Origin of the sequence: Sediminispirochaeta smaragdinae DSM 11293 (genome assembly GCF_000143985.1) — a bacterium.
Classification (GTDB): Bacteria; Spirochaetota; Spirochaetia; order DSM-16054; family Sediminispirochaetaceae; genus Sediminispirochaeta; species Sediminispirochaeta smaragdinae.
The window spans coordinates 952,739-969,347 of the sequence record NC_014364.1 but is presented as its reverse complement, the minus strand read 5'-3'; the positions used below and the strand labels follow the sequence as shown (position 1 = coordinate 969,347).

Genomic DNA, 16,609 nt, shown 5'->3' with positions numbered 1-16,609 from the left:
ACACTCTACATATATACCTAATAAGCTTCAGTGTGTCAAATATAACGTACAAAGTTTCGACAAACTTGAAATGTTATTTTATTAAATACAAAACAGTATTTCATTTTTATTGACAGAAGCATACTTTTCCGGGATACTGCGGATATACGTACTTTTTACAAGGAGGCTTCGATCGGCATGCTCATGAATATCGAGATCCAAAACCGCATCAAAGATGCTGGGATTGTGGCGGTGCTGATTTTCCATGAAAAGAAGGAGATCCGCCCCACTATTGAGGCACTATCATCCGGAGGAGTATCGGCTATAGAACTGACATTACGGACACCGATAGCTCTCGAAGCGATTACCATCGTTCATACTCATTACCCTCATATACTTTGTGGTGCAGGAACGGTGCTCAGCCCACGACAGATATCCGATGCGCAGAAGGCGGGAGCCGATTTTGCCGTGGCTCCGGGGCTAAATCGAAAGGTAATGGATGAAGCGAAACGGATGGGCCTGCCATTTGCCCCGGGTATCACAACTGCTTCAGATATCGAATCCGCTTTGGAGTATGATTGCACACTGCTGAAATTTTTCCCTGCCGAAAAGATAGGAGGTATAGCCTATCTCAAAAGCCTGAACGCCCCCTATCAGCACTTGGGGCTCTCGTTTCTTCCACTGGGAGGTATCAATACGGCAAACCTCACATCGTATGCAAAAGAACCGATAATTGCCGGAATCGGAGGCAGCTGGATAGCCTCGTCATCCCTCATTGCCGCAGGAGACTGGGATGCAATAGAAAAAAACGCATGCTCTGCCGTAAAAAGGTTCCGGGAAGAGAGGAAGCAATGAAACACATAGTAACCTTCGGAGAAATCATGGCCAGAATCGAAATGGAAGATCACTATCGATTCCGGCAATCGCTTCCCGGTGACGTTCGCCTCACGTTTGCAGGCGCAGAGGCAAATGTTGCAGCCTCTCTTGCCTTTATGGGAAGAGCAACACAATTCGTTACATCTCTGCCTCAACACGCGATTGCAGATTCCTGTCGCGCCTTTCTCAAAAGCATGGATGTCGGTATCGATTATATCCTCAGCAGCGACTTTGGCAGACTGGGACTCTACTTCCTCGAGTCCGGCGCAAACCAACGCCCCAGCAACGTTATCTACGATAGAGATGACACAAGCATCAGTATGCAGAAACCAGAAGCCTATGACTGGAATCAACTTTTTACAGATGCCCAGTGGTTTCATGTAAGTGGAATTACGCCGGCACTATCCCGTAACGCGGCAGAAGCCACACTCCTGGGCATAGAGAAAGCGAAGGCTCATCAGGTTCCGATATCCTTCGATCTCAATTACCGAAAAAAACTGTGGAACTGGGGGGAGACCCATAAAAAGAAAGATCTTGCTCGTAACATCATACGGGAAATCATGCCCAATATTGATGTTGTCATCGGCAATGAGGAAGACGCCTCGGATATGCTCAATATCCATCCCCAGCATGTGGATGTCAACAAAGGAACAATAGATCTGGCTGCATACACCTCCGTGGCGAAAACAATAGCAGAACAATACCCGAACCTCCGGTATATCGCTTTTACTCTTCGAGAAAGTATTTCGGCTTCACACAACAACTGGGGGGCCATGCTGTACGACGTAAAGGAGGGAAAACAGTATGCCGCACCACGTTCCGGCGATACATACACGCCCTACCGGATTACCCAGATAATCGATAGAGTGGGAGGCGGAGACGCCTTTTCGGCGGGACTCATTTATGCCCTTACCGACAGTGTGCTCTCGGCACATCCGCAGGAGGTCATTACCTATGCAAGCGCAGCATCCTGTTTGTGTCACTCGATCCATGGGGATATGAATTACTCTTCACGGGAAGAAGTCTTAAGACTTGCACAGGGTAACGGATCGGGGCGAGTTATTCGCTAATAGCATCTACGTCATCTATTTGCCGTTAGCCGATCCTCCGTATCAATTGCGCAGTCCGGGCTTCGCAGGCTATACTACGTGATAAGAATAAGGAGGATCGCCATGATTGCCTTTATCGCCAAGCTCCTTACCGCACTGAATGCAAACTCCCGTCCGGGGGAAATTGCCGCGGCCCTTGCCTGCGGATGCGTCCTCGCCCTTATACCGGGGGGAAATCTTCTCTGGGTAGTGCTGTTTATCCTGTTCTTTCTGCTAAAGCTTCATGCGGCAACCATGCTCGTTACCACTGCACTATTGAAGCCGCTGGCTCATCTTGCCGATCCGCTCCTCCACAAAACAGGACTTTTCATTCTTTCCCGTTTGTCTTTACAACCATTATTTGTGAAGGCCGCGACGCTCCCGATCCTTCCCTTTACCCATTTTAATGATACAGTCGTCATGGGTTCCCTGATATGGTCGATCATCCTGTGGCTTCCGCTTTTTCTCCTCGGCAGGCTCCTTGTCAAAGGCTACCGTTCCCGGCTTGCTCCCAAAATCGCAGAAAGCAAGGTGGTAAAGGCCTTTCAAAAGATTCCCCTAATAAAGAAAATCGGCAGCGCTATGAAAAAGACATCCGAAGCGTGGGGGTATTTTGCATCATGAAAAAACTCCCGAAACGGTTTCGAAAAGCACTCAGTCAAAAACAGCTGCAAAAAAAGATCCTGTCGAGAATCCATCTTCCGAAGGAGAAAGAGCTTGTACGGTCGCTTTACAAGCAAGGAGACGACGGTCGATTCAGGATGGAGATACCCCAAGATCCAGGCACGGCAAAGCATCTGAAAAAGCTCGCAAAAACCATAGGCAAAAACAAGGGGATAGTCACTACCTGGAAACTCGGTATTCTCCTGATACCCATAGCGGCCGTACTCGTTTTCTCTTTTCTTTTTGCCGATAGGCTTACCCAACAAGGCATTGAGCAATCCCTTGAAGGGATATTCGGCGCGAAAGTCGATGCAGCGGGGGTGGATCTTTCGCTTCTCTCGGGCCGTATATCCCTCGCTTCCTTAACAGTCGCCGACAAAGAAAAGCCGATGAAAAACCTTTTTGAACTGGGACCTACGGTGATGGACATCGACCTGGCGCAATTGCTAAAACGTCGGTTCATCATTGAAAAGGCTGAAAGCCGATCCATTCTCTTCGGAACAGACAGGCAGGTTTCAGGAGTGCTGGAGGCGGCAACGGAGGGGAAAGGTGCTCAGAAAGATGATGCAAAAAAGGAAGAGGAAAGCCAATTAGGGAAAATAGAAAAAACGGGTCAGGAGCTTATAACCAGCTCGACGCAAAGCCTTCTTGATCGTTACCGATCCTCACTTGCCAGTCCGGAACTGCTTACGCAGGGAAAGGAAGAACTGGAGGGACTTTCCGCATCATGGGAAACCAGAGTCGAATCATACGATGATCAGCTGCGAGATCTTCGGCACGGAACAGAAGCCCTCCTCAAAAGGGATATTGGCGATTTGAAAAGCCCGGAAGCGATTGCATCATATGTGAGAGAGCTTTCAGACCTCAAAACATCGGTTCAGCAGATCGGTGACGACTTCGAATCGGGACTCCAAGCGGTGAGGGAAGATAGTGACAGGGCCTCGGCCTATACAAAAGAGATCGAGGCTGCCGTGGAACAGGATAGGGCCTTTCTCAGAGAAATGGCGGACTCCTTTCGTTCCGACTCCGTCTCTGCTGTAGGAGCCAACGCCGAACGCATGCTAACCGAGCGTTTCGGCTCCCTGGTGCCAACGGCGAAAAAGGTTATCGGGTATATTGGAAAGCTTTCCGAGGAGAAGAAATCGAAAGAGGAGAGCTCCGATCGGAAGGAGAATTCGCGACAGGGAGAGCTCATACACTTCGTCGACGATCAGCGACCATCTTTTTTGCTCCAATCCCTGCTTGTTGAATTCGGCGAAAGCGGCGACACCGGTTACACACGAGTATCTCTATCGGATATCTCTTCGAATCCTAAGGGATGGAAGCGCCCCATGACCCTTTCTGTGGGAATGGTAACCGATAGCGGTGATATTGAAACGGATACGGCGGCTTCAGTCACCGACGAAGGAACATCGGTCGATACGGAACTTAATCTGAAGCGAATCCCGGTGGAAACAGGGCCCATGTCTGAGCTCGGTATTGCGGGAATCTCGGCGCAGGCAGCGATAGCCTTACAGACGGTGATGGACCAGCATCTCACAGGCACGGGCGAAGGGAATATCCGCCTGGAAGAAATCAATTATGACTTCAACCCTTCGCAGGACCTCCTTTCCAGAGCTGCAAGAGCGGTTCTCACCGAAAATACTAGCATCACATTGATAACCGATTTTTCCCTGGATAGGGGAATCATCTCATCACTCAAGGTAAAGACCGATCTCGATGATAAGATCGGCAAGGCATTAATGCGATTCGGAAAACAAGAGGCCATGGCCCAGAGTGAAAAGCTACTTGCCGACTTCAATGCCTCCATAACCGAGGAGCTGGCGCAGGTAAAGGGAGCAGAAGCGACCTTGCATGCTCTCAGCCTGGCCATTGCATCAGATAAAAGCGAATCCGATCAGATAGAACGGGAAATAGAGCGGCAAAAGGCGGAAGCCGAGCAAAGGGCGAAAAGGATTATCGAACAGAAGGCCGACGAGGGCAAGAAGGCCCTGGAATCCCTTGGCAGGTCATTCGGTTTCTAACAGATCCACCGCTCCTCTTTGCCGAGAGCATCCCGATATCGAATCTCACATCGGAGTTCATTCAGGTCCACATCAAGTATCGCCTGATCCCCACCGTTTCCCGTCCACACGATGCTGAGCCTGCTGTCGTCACTATCGGCAAGGGAAAAGGAGCCCTCAAAGGCCGGGGTATGTGAGCGAAAGCGCATGAGCCGAAAAAGCCGTTTATTCACCGGCCGCTCTATTTCGACAGCAATCTCATCGAGGCCGTAGGGATGGCGGTTGATATCCCGACCCTGCTTGGTTTGCTCAATGAGATCGGTATCGTTCCGTCCCGAAAGTGCTCCGACATAATAGACCTGGGGAATACCGGGTGCGAAAAACTGGATGGCCCTTGAAAGGATGTAGGCATCATCATCTTCACCGGTAGCGGAATAGTAGGTACAGTTGATCTGATAGATATCGAGGTTGTTGTACTCTTCCGACGAATATCTCCGGTTGACATTGGAACCCCGTTCATAAAGAGCATCAACGGTTTTCTCTATCTCCTCAGAAGAAAGAAGATCGGCCGCATCGACAACTCCGATACCGTCGTGGGTATCCAGGGTGGTGATTTGGTTGTGCGGAGAAATCTTTAGCCACTCCTTGAGCCTTCTGCTGCTGCCGCTGAAGATGGTATGAAGCAACAGCATGGGAAGGGCGAAATCATATACGCGATAGCCCTTGTTCGCAAGCTTCAGCTGAATCGAGTAGTGCTCATGGATCTCGGGCAAGATCTCCACACCATATTCGGCCACAATCGTTTGGATTCGATGCAGGAGCTCCCATACATCGGGCTCCACAAAGAAGCAGTTGGTACCGAGCCTCTTCGTCACGTAGGCGAAGGCGTCGAGGCGAAGCATCGATATGCCATGACCGCAAAGGGAACGAAGGTTATCCTCCAGAAACGCCGTACCGACGGGAGAGGCAATATCGAGATCGATCTGTTCCTCGCTGAAGGTACACCACAGGGTATCTTCACTTCCGTCCGGATGTACCACTTTGGTAAGAGGTGCCCGAGGTTTTCTGGTATAGATTTTTGCCAGATCATCGGGAGGGATCTCTCCCGAAGGATGAAACTTTCGAACATTGAGAAAAAGGTCCGCCCAGAGGCTTTTCTCTCCCCGTTTAAGGAAATCAAGGAATTGAGGGGAGTGCCGCGAGATGTGGTTGACCATAAAATCAACCACGATATCATACCTGCCGGCAAGGCCTTCCACCGCGTTCCAATCACCGAACTGCGGATCGACTCGATCATACCCAAGGGGTGCAAAGCCTCGGTCCGCAGAAGAGGGATAAAAGGGAAGGAGATGAATCCCGGTAAAAAGATCGGGGAAATAGCGTTCCAGGGCAGTAGATAGTTCCTCGAGATTGATGCCGAGACTATCGGGATAGGTGATAAGTTGAACGCCGTTTTTCATGTATAAAGGTTCCTCCTCATATTAGGCGGTATCACGTTCGATAAGGGTTACAGGAAGTCGTATCACTTCCGGGATCTGTCCGAAACTGCCTCGGAAGGCCAGCTCGATCATTTCGGCGGCAAGTCGTCCGGACTCGTCAAGCTGCTGATCGACCGTCGAAAGGCCGATAAACTCGGCCGCCTCAATGTTGTCGTACCCGAGGATAGCAAGATTACCAGGCACCTGAAGTCCCGCGTTCCGGGCGATGCGATAAAGGATCAGGGCCTCATAGTCACTGGCGGCAAAAACCACATCGGGAAGGAATTTTCCCGAAATAAGCTTACGGGCCGCCCCACGTGCATAATCGGCCCCGGTATAGTGAAAGCACATATGCTCCTCCGGTATCTCTATGCCTTCGGCGCCAAGCCTCTCGGAAAAGGCCTGAAAGCGGCTACGGGCTGAATCGACTACATAATCGGGATGCCCCCCTTCACCAAGGAAAGCAGGATGGCGGAACCCCTTACCAAGCAGGTACTCGGCGGCAATCCTTCCTCCCTCCTGGTTATCCGAAAGGATTGAGCAGACATATTTAATACGCGTTTCAAGGCTCACCAGAGGCATACCCCGTCTGCGAAAAAGCATAAGGGCTTCTTTGTCAACCGGAAGAGCCATAACAACAACGCCGTCGACCCGTTCCCCTGCCGAAAGCATTGCAAAAACAGAATCAAGCTGGCTGCGATTTTCCACCGAATAGGTGGTTATCTCATACTCGCGGGGAGATAAATGGCTGCTGAGCCCCCGAATTCGTTGGACAAAAGAGTAGGACCAGGCAAAGGGCGCTACCACACCTACCCGTTTCAAACCTATCCGGGCCCTGGCTACCGCTTCCGAGCTCGGAGAAAAATCGAGCCTTGTCATGACCGAGAGAATGCGTGAACGGGTAACAGGGGCTACCCGTTCGGGGTGATTCATGACCCGGGAAACGGTGGCAATGCTGACCCCGGCTTCCCGGGCGACATCATAAATCGTTGAATCGTTTTTCACAACATGCTCCGAATGTAAGCTCTTACATTTATCGGTTACTATACTGAGCGAAAGAGTATGGGTCAAGGCTCAAACGCTTGCTCAAAACCATACGATGATATAGCGTAGCCAAAAAGAGGATGGAAAATGGACCGTGTAGCACACTATATCGAAGCATTGTATGCAGAGAAAAAGGGGCTTAATAAAAAAGAGTACATAGATCAAACTGCACTCAAAGCCTTTATACCCGTTGTCGACGATGATGTTGCAAGGATCTTGCAGCTGCTTATTATGCTGAAACGTCCTGCCAGAATTCTCGAAATCGGAACCAGCATCGGCTATTCGACAAGTTCAATGGCAAAGGCAATACAAACATGGGACGGCAGGATAACAAGTATTGAATACGACGAACGGGTTGCGGCTCAGGCCCAAGAAAACTTTCGAAGAGAGGGGGTTGATGATGTGATAGAACTCGTCATCGACGATGCACGAAAGGCCCTGCCCCGTTTGGAACCGCAGTATGATCTCATTTTTCAGGATGCGGATAAACACCTCTATCCCGACCTTTTCGAAGAGTGCGTGCGCTTATTAAAGCCAGGAGCCCTTTTTCTTGCTGAGGACAGCCTCTTCCCCGTCATCGATTTGGATCCGAAATGGCACGACCTTATTCCGCCTATCGAACGCTTTAACAAGCTCATCGCCGGAGACGAGAGGATCGTCAGCACGATCCTGCCGGTCGGAGACGGTTTGACGATTGCCATTAAAAAGGCGCCGTAGTTTTTCCTGGTCGATTGAAATTCGCCGAGTGATTCGCCATACTTCCATCATTCCATCCCCATAAGGAGGTGACCCATGAATCGTGTTCTTATCATCGGGGCCGGCGGAGTCGGTCGGGTAGTCGCTCACAAGTGTGCACAACTACCGGAAACCTTTCATTCCATCATGCTTGCAAGCCGCACAAAAGCAAAGTGCGATCAGATAGCCGAAGAATTGCCGAGAGCGATCGAAACGGCACGGGTCGATGCCGATAACGTTTCGGAATTGGCAGCCTTGATGCGTTCATATAAGCCCGACCTCGTTATCAATGTAGCCCTTCCCTATCAGGATCTCACCATCATGGATGCCTGCCTTGAGGTGGGGGTACACTACCTCGATACGGCGAATTACGAACCCAAAGAGGTGGCTAAATTCGAATACTCCTGGCAATGGGCCTATCAGGATAAATTTGAAAAGGCAGGATTGATGGCCCTGCTCGGCAGCGGCTTCGATCCCGGCGTGACAAACGTCTTCACTGCCTATTTAGCCCGCCACCAGTTCGATGAACTTGAGGAGATTGAAATCGTCGATGTCAACGGCGGGGACCACGGAAAACCCTTCGCAACCAACTTCAACCCCGAAATCAACATTCGGGAGGTAACGGCCTCCTGTCGTCACTGGGAATCGGGACGTTTCATTGAAACCCCGCCCATGAGCGCATCAAAAGCCTTCACCTGCCCGGAAGGAGTGGGAACCTATACCATCTACCGTCTCTATCACGAGGAACTGGAATCCTTGATAAAGCACATTCCAAGCCTGAAAAAAGCCCAGTTCTGGATGAGCTTTTCCGAAAACTACCTAAAACATCTCGAAGTACTCCAAAATGTCGGCATGACCAGCATCGAGCCGGTAGACTACAAGGGAACAAAGATCATCCCCCTCCAGTTTCTTAAAGCCGTGCTGCCGGAACCGGCAAGCCTCGGTCCCGATACCAAAGGAGAGACCTGCATCGGTGTCATCGGACGGGGACGGAAAGAAGGCAAGAGCCGCGAGGCCTATATCTACAACATCTGCAGCCATGAAGCGGCCTATGAAGAGACCAACAGCCAGGGTGTCAGCTATACGACGGGCGTTCCGGCAATGGTCGGTGCAAAAATGATGATCGAGGGGAAGTGGAGTGGAAAAGGGGTATATAACATGGAGCAGTTCGACCCGGATCCCTTTCTCGACGATCTTGCAAGGTACGGTCTGCCGTGGAAGCTGACTATTTCGGATTAGAGGGATTTCGGCCGGAAGCGGTCCCCTCACCCTGTTTTGTCGTCGACAAAGCAGCCATCAGGAGAAACCTGGCAATACTTGACTCGATACAAAAAACAAGCGGTGCCCGAATACTTCTTGCCCAAAAGGGCTTTTCCATGTTCAGCCTCTACCCGATGATCTCGCAGACCCTTAAAGGGGTCTGTGCCTCGGGGCTTTATGAAGCGAAACTGGGGAGGGAAGCGTTCGGAAAGGAGGTACACACCTACAGTCCCGCATTTGTTCCGGAGCAGTTTGAAACGATACTCGAACTTTCCGATCATGTCGTTTTCAACTCTTTCTCACAGTGGAAACGATTTCGAAGCAGTTGTCTTCCCTTTGCAGGAAGGGTGTCATGTGGAATACGGGTAAACCCGGAAGTATCTACTGCCGCTGTTCGGCTGTACGATCCCTCGGCGCCGGGAAGCAGGCTTGGTGTCACGGCTGCCGAATTTCGGCCGGAACTCCTCGACGGAATCGAGGGGCTCCATTTTCATGCGCTCTGCGAACAGAATGCCGACGATCTTGAACGGGTCCTTAAGGGCTTTCATCACTCCTTTGGAACATGGGCCGGGAGGATGAGGTGGATCAACTTCGGCGGCGGGCACCATATCACAAGAAACGACTACGACAGAGCCCTACTCTGTCGACTCATTGAGGAGTGTTCCGATCGCTACGGCGTTGACGTCTACCTCGAACCTGGCGAAGCAGTAGCCCTTAACAGCGGCGTGCTGGTAGCCACAGTTCTCGATATCGTACGAAACGACGGCAGGATAGCGCTTCTCGACACCAGTGCGGCGACCCACATGCCCGACGTACTGGAGATGCCCTATAGGCCTGAGATTGCCGGAGCAGGAAAGCCGGGTGAGAAACGGTACACCTACCGTCTCGGCGGCAGCTCCTGCCTTGCCGGCGACGTGATTGGCACCTACTCCTTTGATACCCCGTTAGAGCCGGGCAGTCGCCTGGTCTTTGGGGACATGGCCCACTACTCGATGGTAAAGACCACCACCTTCAACGGAGTCCCCCTTCCCGCCATCGCCACCTATGATTCGGCGACAGGCACGCTGGAAGTGGTAAAACAATTTGGATTTGAAGACTTCAGGGAGCGTTTGTCATGAACTATCGATCGTTTCTCGGTGAGGAATTAACCGAGCAGCAGAAAAGTGAAGGACTCTTTCACATCATTCCGGTACCATTTGAGGCGAGTGTATCCTACGGGCACGGTACCGCCGGAGGTCCGCAGGCCATACTCGAAGCATCACAACAGCTCGAACTATGGGACGGCACAGGGATTCCCGCCCTTAGAGGAATTGTTACGGACGAGGCCGTTGAGGCAGAAAAGGCAGACGCCATGGTCGAGGCCTGTGCGGCAAAAGTGGTAGAGGCCCTTGGAAAAGGGAGGATTCCCATCATACTTGGGGGCGAACATACCGTCAGCGTCGGGGCTTTTCACGCCTTGGATCAATGGCGCAAGGAAACAGGCAACAAAATCGGTATTGTTCAGATTGATGCCCACGGGGATCTGCGAAGTGATTATCGTGGTATTCACATGAGCCATGCCTGTGTGATGCGCCGAGCCGTAGAGCTGGGATTCCCCATATTTCAGGTCGGAGTCCGCAGCATATCCCCCGAAGAAGTTACATTTCGGAACGAGCAGAAAGCAAAAAGGCCGGAGTCCATCGGCTGGCTGGACGCAGCGGAAGCGGCTAGGCGACAGGTCGATATCATCCCCCTCCCCGATGCCTTTCCTGAACATGTCTATCTTACGATCGACATCGACGGTCTTGATCCCGCCCTCTTCCCCTCTACAGGAACCCCGGAACCAGGCGGCCTTTCATGGTATCAGACCATAGATATGATTACTTCGCTGACCAGAAACCGAAATGTAATCGGTTTTGATCTTGTTGAGCTTGCTCCTGTTCGGGATCGCAACGCCGACCCCTTCGGAGCAGCCAGACTCATCTACGAAGTAATGGGCCTGGTCGAACGGAACTGTCGGCCGGAAAACAAGTAGGGATAAAGGTCTCTTTGCTTAGGTCCCGTAGGGATTTGAGATATCTCTCCAGCGGCCGGTCCTGTCACCGTCGAAATGTACTTCCAGCAATGCAAAATGGCCAAGACCGGCCGCCCATGAATCAAAAAAAACTTCACCCTTTATAGGAATCCCGCGGACGAGATCCAAGCCTCCTCCGCCATCTCCCCGGATCGTGCCGCCGACGATGGCCTCGTGCCTGCCTCCTTCGCTGTCCACGAGCAAAGCATCGGAGAAACCAAGCCATTGGCCCGCAAGCTCGGTCGAAACCAAAAAGGTACAGACCAAATGGCCGTTCCGAACATCGACAGCGCTCAGCCTGATCGAAATATCATCAATCAGTATCGTCGGCTCAAATCGAGAAGGCTCCACTGCCTCTCGAGAACCACCTGAGGCCATGGGAGGAGTTGTCTCGGTTATAGGTTTGCCGCCCACCTCAAAATGAACGGCACCGTGATAGATTTTTCCACTGTTGTTATCTTTCAGAAAAATTTCAATACGATGCTTCCCACGCAGGGCCGAAGGCGCTATGGTAAAAAAGCGTTCACGGCGGAAATGCCAGTCTATTCCCTCCTGAAATCCGCTGTAGGACTCGGTATCGGTCATATGACTTAAATGTCCGTTTATATAGTACTTAAAATTCCAGGAAACAGAGCCCTTTCCCTGCCGAATCCTTAAGTCGTTTACAACGATAAGCGTCTTGAAGGTTTCACCCGGTCGAAACAAGGGATCCACGAGCTGCTTGACATCTCCGGAAGAATTATCGTCCTCCTCTACGATCCAGAAGCGATCAATTTCATTTCCGACAACAGAGAAAGTTGCAAAAAAAAGAAAGAAAAATAATAAGACGAAGCGCCTGGGAGTCCTCATTACAATTGAGACACACTCCGCGACGGTATATACTCTATTGTTCATAAGGGCACTGTAACCCGTCACTGCTAAATTGGCAAGAAGAGTAGGATGTGAAGATGCAGGAATCAATTCTCATGGCTTTTCAGAACCTTTCGACCCCTTTTCTTGATCATTTGGTCGAACTGATCACCATGTTGGGTGAAGAAACTATCATGGTCGTCGTTCTTAGCTGGATCTACTGGAACGTTTCAAAGGAAAAAGGCTCCAACATCGTTCTCCTGCTGCTCCTATCGGCATCGGTAAACGGCTTTCTCAAGCTGCTTTTCGGCGTCCCGCGTCCCTATGAACTCCTCGAAACCATTAGAGCAAAGCGACTCGAAACCGCCGCGGGATACAGCTTTCCCAGTGGTCACTCACAGGCCGCAGCTACCTTCTATTTTGCATGTGCCGCTTCTCTTCCAGAACGTTTTAGGAAGGAAGCGGTAGGCTGCGCTCTGGCCATTACCGCTCTGGTAGCTCTCAGCAGACTTTACCTCGGGGTACACTGGCCGACCGATGTAGCGGTCGGCGTAATCCTTGGAATTCTTTTCGCCTTACCACTCTTTTTCGACCGTCCATCCATCTTTTCTCGAATCCCGATTATTGCCGTTGTCCTGTTTACCGCAGGGATAGTTGTAGCTTCTATCGACAAATCCATGGGCTGGAACCTTAAGGGAGTCGAAGCCGTAACAAAATCGGCAGGAATGCTTTTAGGTTTTGCCGTGGCTCGAAGATTGGAACAGCGGTTTGTTGCCTTCGAGTGCCATGCGTCACTTTCCAAAAAGGTCATCAGATTTCTCGCAGGGATGACTACGACTCTGTTTTTGCGCCTGCTCTTGAAGCTTTTTATTCCTGAAAATCCGATTGGCGACGGATTGGCCTACCTCATTATAGGATTGTGGATCGCGGTCTGGTACCCGGCTACCGCAATGAAGGTATCACTTTTCGAGAAGACCCAACGCCACCCGAGGGAGAGGTGAAACCGATGGTATGGATATCGGCGATCACCAGGATTCGGAACACTACCCTTGCCTTTATGGCACCACATCAATATACTTACAGTACGAAATAATTTCGTTGCGTTCAGGCGGTTTTCCTATTCTGTGATCATTTCCCGGACAGAGGAGGAAAATATGCATGATAAAAAACGAATTATGATGATCTCTACCCATGGATACGTGGCGGCCGACCCACCTCTGGGAGCTCCCGACACGGGAGGACAGGTGGTTTACATCCTCGAACTGGCCAAAAAACTGGGACAGTTCGGTTATGATGTCGACATTTGGACCCGACGTTTTGAGGACCAACCGGACACCGACATAGTAGACGAACATGTTCGGGTTCTGAGGGTCCCCTGCGGCGGAAAAGCCTTTATCCCGAAAGAATACCTTATCCGATCCATTCCCGAATGGGTTGAAAACGCAAGAAAACGCATCAAAAAAGAAAAGCTCACCTATAGTTTTATCAATAGCCACTACTGGGATGCTGGTGTTGCAGGCCAGCATCTGGCACACCAGCTCTCAATTCCCCATGTTCATACACCTCACTCCATTGGAACCTGGAAACAGAAACAGATGCTTACCGATTTTCCCGACAGTGAGGAAGAATTTGAAGAGCGTTATAATTTCACGGAGCGCATACGAACAGAGGGGCAGCTCTACCGCTCCTGCGATCTGATTACCGCAACAACCCCGATCCAAGTGGATCTCATCCAAGAAGCCTACGATATCGACCAGGAGAAAATACGAATGATCCCGCCTGGCTACGACGACAATCGCTTCTTTCCCGTCGGGCCCTCTACAAAGGCGGCACGAAAAGAACGCCTCGGCTTCGGTCCGGCAACGATTTTTGCGGTCAGCAGGCTCGCTCATAATAAGGGCTTCGATCTGTTGATTGATGCCTTTAGTGTTGCCGTACAACGAATTCCCGAAGCAGAGCTGGTCCTGGCGATAGGATATGAAGACAGAAATGAAACGGAACAGGCAATCTACGAAACACTTCTCGAGCGGGTTTCTCAATATGGATTGGGAAAGCAAGTCAGGTTTACCGGTTTCATCGCCGACGAAGATCTTCCCGATTACTACCGTGCGGCAGATCTATTTGTTCTCTCAAGTCGATACGAACCCTTCGGCATGACAAGTATTGAGGCAATGGCAAGCGGGACCCCGGTAGTTGTGACCGCCCACGGAGGGCTCGCCAGGGTTCTCAGCTTTGGGGACAACGCCCTCATTGCCGACCCCTTCGACAGTGAGGAGTTTGGAATAGCCATCTATCAAGCCCTACACTACCGACGTCTTCGCAGACGACTTTCAAGCAGAGGGGCGGCACTTGCACGATCCAGATTTACCTGGACAGGGATTGCACAGCAGCTGCTTGACGCCGTCGATACCTGTACAGATGCGTTTGAGGAGGATGAATGAATAAGAAAGCGGCACGACTTTTTTCTTCCGACCTTGACGGAACATTGATTGGCAAGCCGGATGCTACGGTCTCGTTTAAGCGAACATGGGAGGGATTGCGCAGGAAAAAAGGAAGCGCCGCCCCCCTGCTTGTTTACAACAGTGGCAGGCTGCTCCCGCATACCTTTGAGCTGCTGAAGCAGAGCGACCTTCCGGATCCCGACTATCTCATCTGCGGAGTAGGAACCCTTATCTACGACTTTCGGAAGCGGGAATTGATTAAACGCTTCGCCGAAACCCTCAATACGGGATGGGATCTGAAAACGGTCAGGACTTGCCTCGATTCATTTTCCGATACCGAGGAACAGCCGCCCAAATATCAAAACGCCTTTAAATCAAGCTGGTATATCCATGACGCCACACCAGAGCGCCTTCAAGAAATCAAAGATGCCCTGCGAGGACTCGGGCTATCGGTCAATGTGGTCTACTCATCAAGCAGAGATCTTGATATTCTTCCCCAGTACGCCAATAAGGGAAATGCCCTTGCCTGGCTTCTGAAACGAATAGAAATCGAAGCCGAAGAGGTCATCGTCGCCGGAGATACCGGCAACGACAGCTCCATGTTTACCATCAGAGGTGTCAGGGGAATCATTGTCGAGAACGCTCAGCCGGAGCTGTTTTTGGCGACTATGGAGTTGCCAACCTATACGGCTGGGAGGCCTTTTGCCGATGGGGTTCTCGACGGGCTTCTCCACTACGAACTCATCGAAGAAATTGCGGATATCAGCGATATAGAACTAGTCCACAGCCAATTCGATCCCAGATTCCATAGTGTAGTGAACTCAGACGCTTTTAAGAGCCTGAGTGAATCACAGCACGGGCTGATCAATGAGGCCTATCAGGAAGCGATAAACGCTTTAAAACGCTGTATTACGCCAAAAGGTTTTTCTGCCTGCAGCCTCGATGACAATATCCTCGACGCTACCGATTCAAACTACAAAAGTATATGGGCCAGAGACGGAGCGATTGTTGTCATGAACAGCCTATCCCTCAAGGACCCTGATATTCAACGATGCCAGCAAGCAACCATGACAACCCTGCTTTCCCATATCACGCCAAGAGGACAGGTGCCGAGTAATGTTTCAATCGACACTGGAGAGCCGGATTATTCCGGTATTGGAGGCATCGCCTCAATCGATTCCGGGCTGTGGCTGGTGATCGCCTTCTATCATTTCATACGAGAAACCAGAGACTACCAGTTTCTTCGCAACTGGGCGGGTGAAATCAAAAATGCCATGAATTGGCTTGAAGCCCAGGACAGTAACAACGATTCGCTTCTTGAAATCCCGGAAGCAGGTGATTGGATGGATCTTTTCGGAAGAAGCTATAATATCCTATACGACGAGGTCCTCTGGTACAATGCAAATCTCTGCCACGGCAGAATTGCCGAACTATTGGGAGACTTCGACACCGCAGGGCAGCGGCTGCGGATGGCCCAACAGATCAAAGAAACCATTAACCGCAAGTTCTGGCCCTCGATACATAGCGATGCCATCAAAGCTTTTTCCGATCAGCAATTCTCCATGGGAGACACATCCTATCTTCTTGCCGAGATTACCCCCTTCGGTTTTGACTGGCGCTGCGATGTTTACGGCAATATTCTTGCCGTCCTGTTCAATGTGCTATCCGCCGAGCGGGCAAAGATTGCCTTCCAGTTTATGTGGGGGGTCGGGGTGAACGAACCGGCTCCGGTGGCCAATCTTTATCCGCCTGTCAATGCAGGGGATCCTGCTTGGCGCACCTATTATACCGTAAATTTACTCAACCTTCCCCACCATTACCACAACGGAGGTATATGGCCCTTTATTGGGGCCTATTGGGTGATGTTCATTAGCCGCCTCGGCCTCAGAGACCTTGCTCAGCAAGAATTATTTCGGCTTGCACTGGTCAATCATGAAGGAATTGAACATGAGTGGGAGTTCAACGAATGGGTACATGGCAGAACCGGCAGGCCGATGGGAAAAAGATATCAGGCATGGTCTGCCGCCGGTTTTATCGGGGCCTATTATGCGCTGCAGCTTGAAGCCGATAACTCGGAGCAGTAGCAGGAGCTGCAACCACCATTATTCCGGACAACTACCGGGATATCACCCAAAAAGAG

14 protein-coding genes are annotated in these 16,609 nt (G+C 51.0%); 11 read left to right on the top strand and 3 right to left on the bottom strand.

Features of this window, described 5'->3' with window-relative positions; genetic code table 11:
* The first annotated feature begins 177 nt into the window (after positions 1-177).
* The 4 genes from SPIRS_RS04625 (at position 178) to SPIRS_RS04610 (ending at position 4,630) form a co-directional block, all read left to right on the top strand.
* Entirely contained in the window at positions 178-834 is a 657-nt protein-coding gene (locus SPIRS_RS04625; RefSeq protein ID WP_013253513.1) for a bifunctional 4-hydroxy-2-oxoglutarate aldolase/2-dehydro-3-deoxy-phosphogluconate aldolase, read from the top strand.
* Positions 831-1,925, top strand: a complete 1,095-nt coding sequence (locus SPIRS_RS04620) for a sugar kinase (protein WP_013253512.1) — start codon at positions 831-833, stop codon at positions 1,923-1,925. The genes SPIRS_RS04625 and SPIRS_RS04620 overlap by 4 nt, the downstream gene beginning before the upstream one ends.
* A 102-nt stretch (positions 1,926-2,027) precedes the next feature.
* Complete coding sequence (locus SPIRS_RS04615) at positions 2,028-2,567, top strand: TIGR03546 family protein (protein ID WP_013253511.1); 540 nt, start codon at positions 2,028-2,030, stop codon at positions 2,565-2,567.
* Entirely contained in the window at positions 2,564-4,630 is a 2,067-nt protein-coding gene (locus SPIRS_RS04610; protein ID WP_013253510.1) for a hypothetical protein, read from the top strand. The genes SPIRS_RS04615 and SPIRS_RS04610 overlap by 4 nt, the downstream gene beginning before the upstream one ends.
* On the opposite strand, the gene gtfA is transcribed toward SPIRS_RS04610, so the two are convergent.
* The gene (gene gtfA, locus SPIRS_RS04605; protein WP_013253509.1) at positions 4,627-6,069 is read right to left on the bottom strand and encodes a sucrose phosphorylase; all 1,443 of its coding nucleotides are present in this window, start codon (positions 6,067-6,069) and stop codon (positions 4,627-4,629) included. The genes SPIRS_RS04610 and gtfA overlap by 4 nt on opposite strands.
* A gap of 21 nt (positions 6,070-6,090) precedes the next feature.
* On the bottom strand, positions 6,091-7,092 hold the full coding sequence (locus SPIRS_RS04600; RefSeq protein ID WP_013253508.1) for a LacI family DNA-binding transcriptional regulator: 1,002 nt from the start codon (positions 7,090-7,092) through the stop codon (positions 6,091-6,093).
* Positions 7,093-7,218: 126 nt separating this feature from the next.
* On the opposite strand from SPIRS_RS04600, the gene SPIRS_RS04595 reads away from it, so the two are divergent.
* From SPIRS_RS04595 to speB, 4 genes are all read left to right on the top strand, one after another.
* Positions 7,219-7,848 carry an O-methyltransferase gene (locus tag SPIRS_RS04595; protein WP_013253507.1) on the top strand — a complete coding sequence of 210 codons (630 nt, stop codon included), beginning with the start codon at positions 7,219-7,221 and terminating at the stop codon, positions 7,846-7,848.
* A gap of 75 nt (positions 7,849-7,923) precedes the next feature.
* Complete coding sequence (locus SPIRS_RS04590) at positions 7,924-9,105, top strand: saccharopine dehydrogenase family protein (RefSeq protein WP_013253506.1); 1,182 nt, start codon at positions 7,924-7,926, stop codon at positions 9,103-9,105.
* Positions 9,081-10,244 (top strand): carboxynorspermidine decarboxylase, encoded by a 1,164-nt coding sequence (gene nspC / locus SPIRS_RS04585; protein WP_013253505.1) that lies wholly within the window; start codon positions 9,081-9,083, stop codon positions 10,242-10,244. The genes SPIRS_RS04590 and nspC overlap by 25 nt, the downstream gene beginning before the upstream one ends.
* Positions 10,241-11,140: an agmatinase gene (gene speB / locus SPIRS_RS04580; RefSeq protein ID WP_013253504.1), complete on the top strand. Its 900-nt coding sequence runs from the start codon at positions 10,241-10,243 to the stop codon at positions 11,138-11,140. Before nspC ends, speB begins: the two co-directional genes overlap by 4 nt.
* An 18-nt stretch (positions 11,141-11,158) precedes the next feature.
* Here speB and SPIRS_RS04575 read toward each other — a convergent pair whose 3' ends face one another.
* Positions 11,159-12,028: a hypothetical protein gene (locus SPIRS_RS04575; protein ID WP_041865983.1), complete on the bottom strand. Its 870-nt coding sequence runs from the start codon at positions 12,026-12,028 to the stop codon at positions 11,159-11,161.
* 98 nt (positions 12,029-12,126) lie between these two features.
* Here SPIRS_RS04575 and SPIRS_RS04570 point away from each other — a divergent pair, with 98 nt between their 5' ends.
* The 3 genes from SPIRS_RS04570 to SPIRS_RS04560 all read left to right on the top strand — a co-directional run bounded on the left by SPIRS_RS04570 (position 12,127) and on the right by SPIRS_RS04560 (position 16,553).
* Complete coding sequence (locus tag SPIRS_RS04570) at positions 12,127-13,029, top strand: phosphatase PAP2 family protein (protein WP_013253502.1); 903 nt, start codon at positions 12,127-12,129, stop codon at positions 13,027-13,029.
* Between the two features lie 153 nt (positions 13,030-13,182).
* A complete protein-coding gene (locus tag SPIRS_RS04565; protein ID WP_013253501.1) occupies positions 13,183-14,469 on the top strand; it encodes a glycosyltransferase in 1,287 nt (428 codons plus the stop codon).
* Positions 14,466-16,553, top strand: coding sequence for an HAD-IIB family hydrolase (locus SPIRS_RS04560; RefSeq protein ID WP_013253500.1), 2,088 nt, complete (start codon positions 14,466-14,468; stop codon positions 16,551-16,553). Before SPIRS_RS04565 ends, SPIRS_RS04560 begins: the two co-directional genes overlap by 4 nt.
* Positions 16,554-16,609 lie beyond the last annotated feature (56 nt).

Coding starts and splice junctions, on each gene's coding strand:
- SPIRS_RS04625 (WP_013253513.1), top strand. CDS start 178: ATGCTCATGAATATCGAGATCCAAAACCGCATCAAAGATGCTGGGATT.
- SPIRS_RS04620 (WP_013253512.1), top strand. CDS start 831: ATGAAACACATAGTAACCTTCGGAGAAATCATGGCCAGAATCGAAATG.
- SPIRS_RS04615 (WP_013253511.1), top strand. CDS start 2,028: ATGATTGCCTTTATCGCCAAGCTCCTTACCGCACTGAATGCAAACTCC.
- SPIRS_RS04610 (WP_013253510.1), top strand. CDS start 2,564: ATGAAAAAACTCCCGAAACGGTTTCGAAAAGCACTCAGTCAAAAACAG.
- gtfA (WP_013253509.1), bottom strand. CDS start 6,069: ATGAAAAACGGCGTTCAACTTATCACCTATCCCGATAGTCTCGGCATC.
- SPIRS_RS04595 (WP_013253507.1), top strand. CDS start 7,219: ATGGACCGTGTAGCACACTATATCGAAGCATTGTATGCAGAGAAAAAG.
- SPIRS_RS04590 (WP_013253506.1), top strand. CDS start 7,924: ATGAATCGTGTTCTTATCATCGGGGCCGGCGGAGTCGGTCGGGTAGTC.
- speB (WP_013253504.1), top strand. CDS start 10,241: ATGAACTATCGATCGTTTCTCGGTGAGGAATTAACCGAGCAGCAGAAA.
- SPIRS_RS04575 (WP_041865983.1), bottom strand. CDS start 12,028: ATGAGGACTCCCAGGCGCTTCGTCTTATTATTTTTCTTTCTTTTTTTT.
- SPIRS_RS04570 (WP_013253502.1), top strand. CDS start 12,127: ATGCAGGAATCAATTCTCATGGCTTTTCAGAACCTTTCGACCCCTTTT.
- SPIRS_RS04565 (WP_013253501.1), top strand. CDS start 13,183: ATGCATGATAAAAAACGAATTATGATGATCTCTACCCATGGATACGTG.
- SPIRS_RS04560 (WP_013253500.1), top strand. CDS start 14,466: ATGAATAAGAAAGCGGCACGACTTTTTTCTTCCGACCTTGACGGAACA.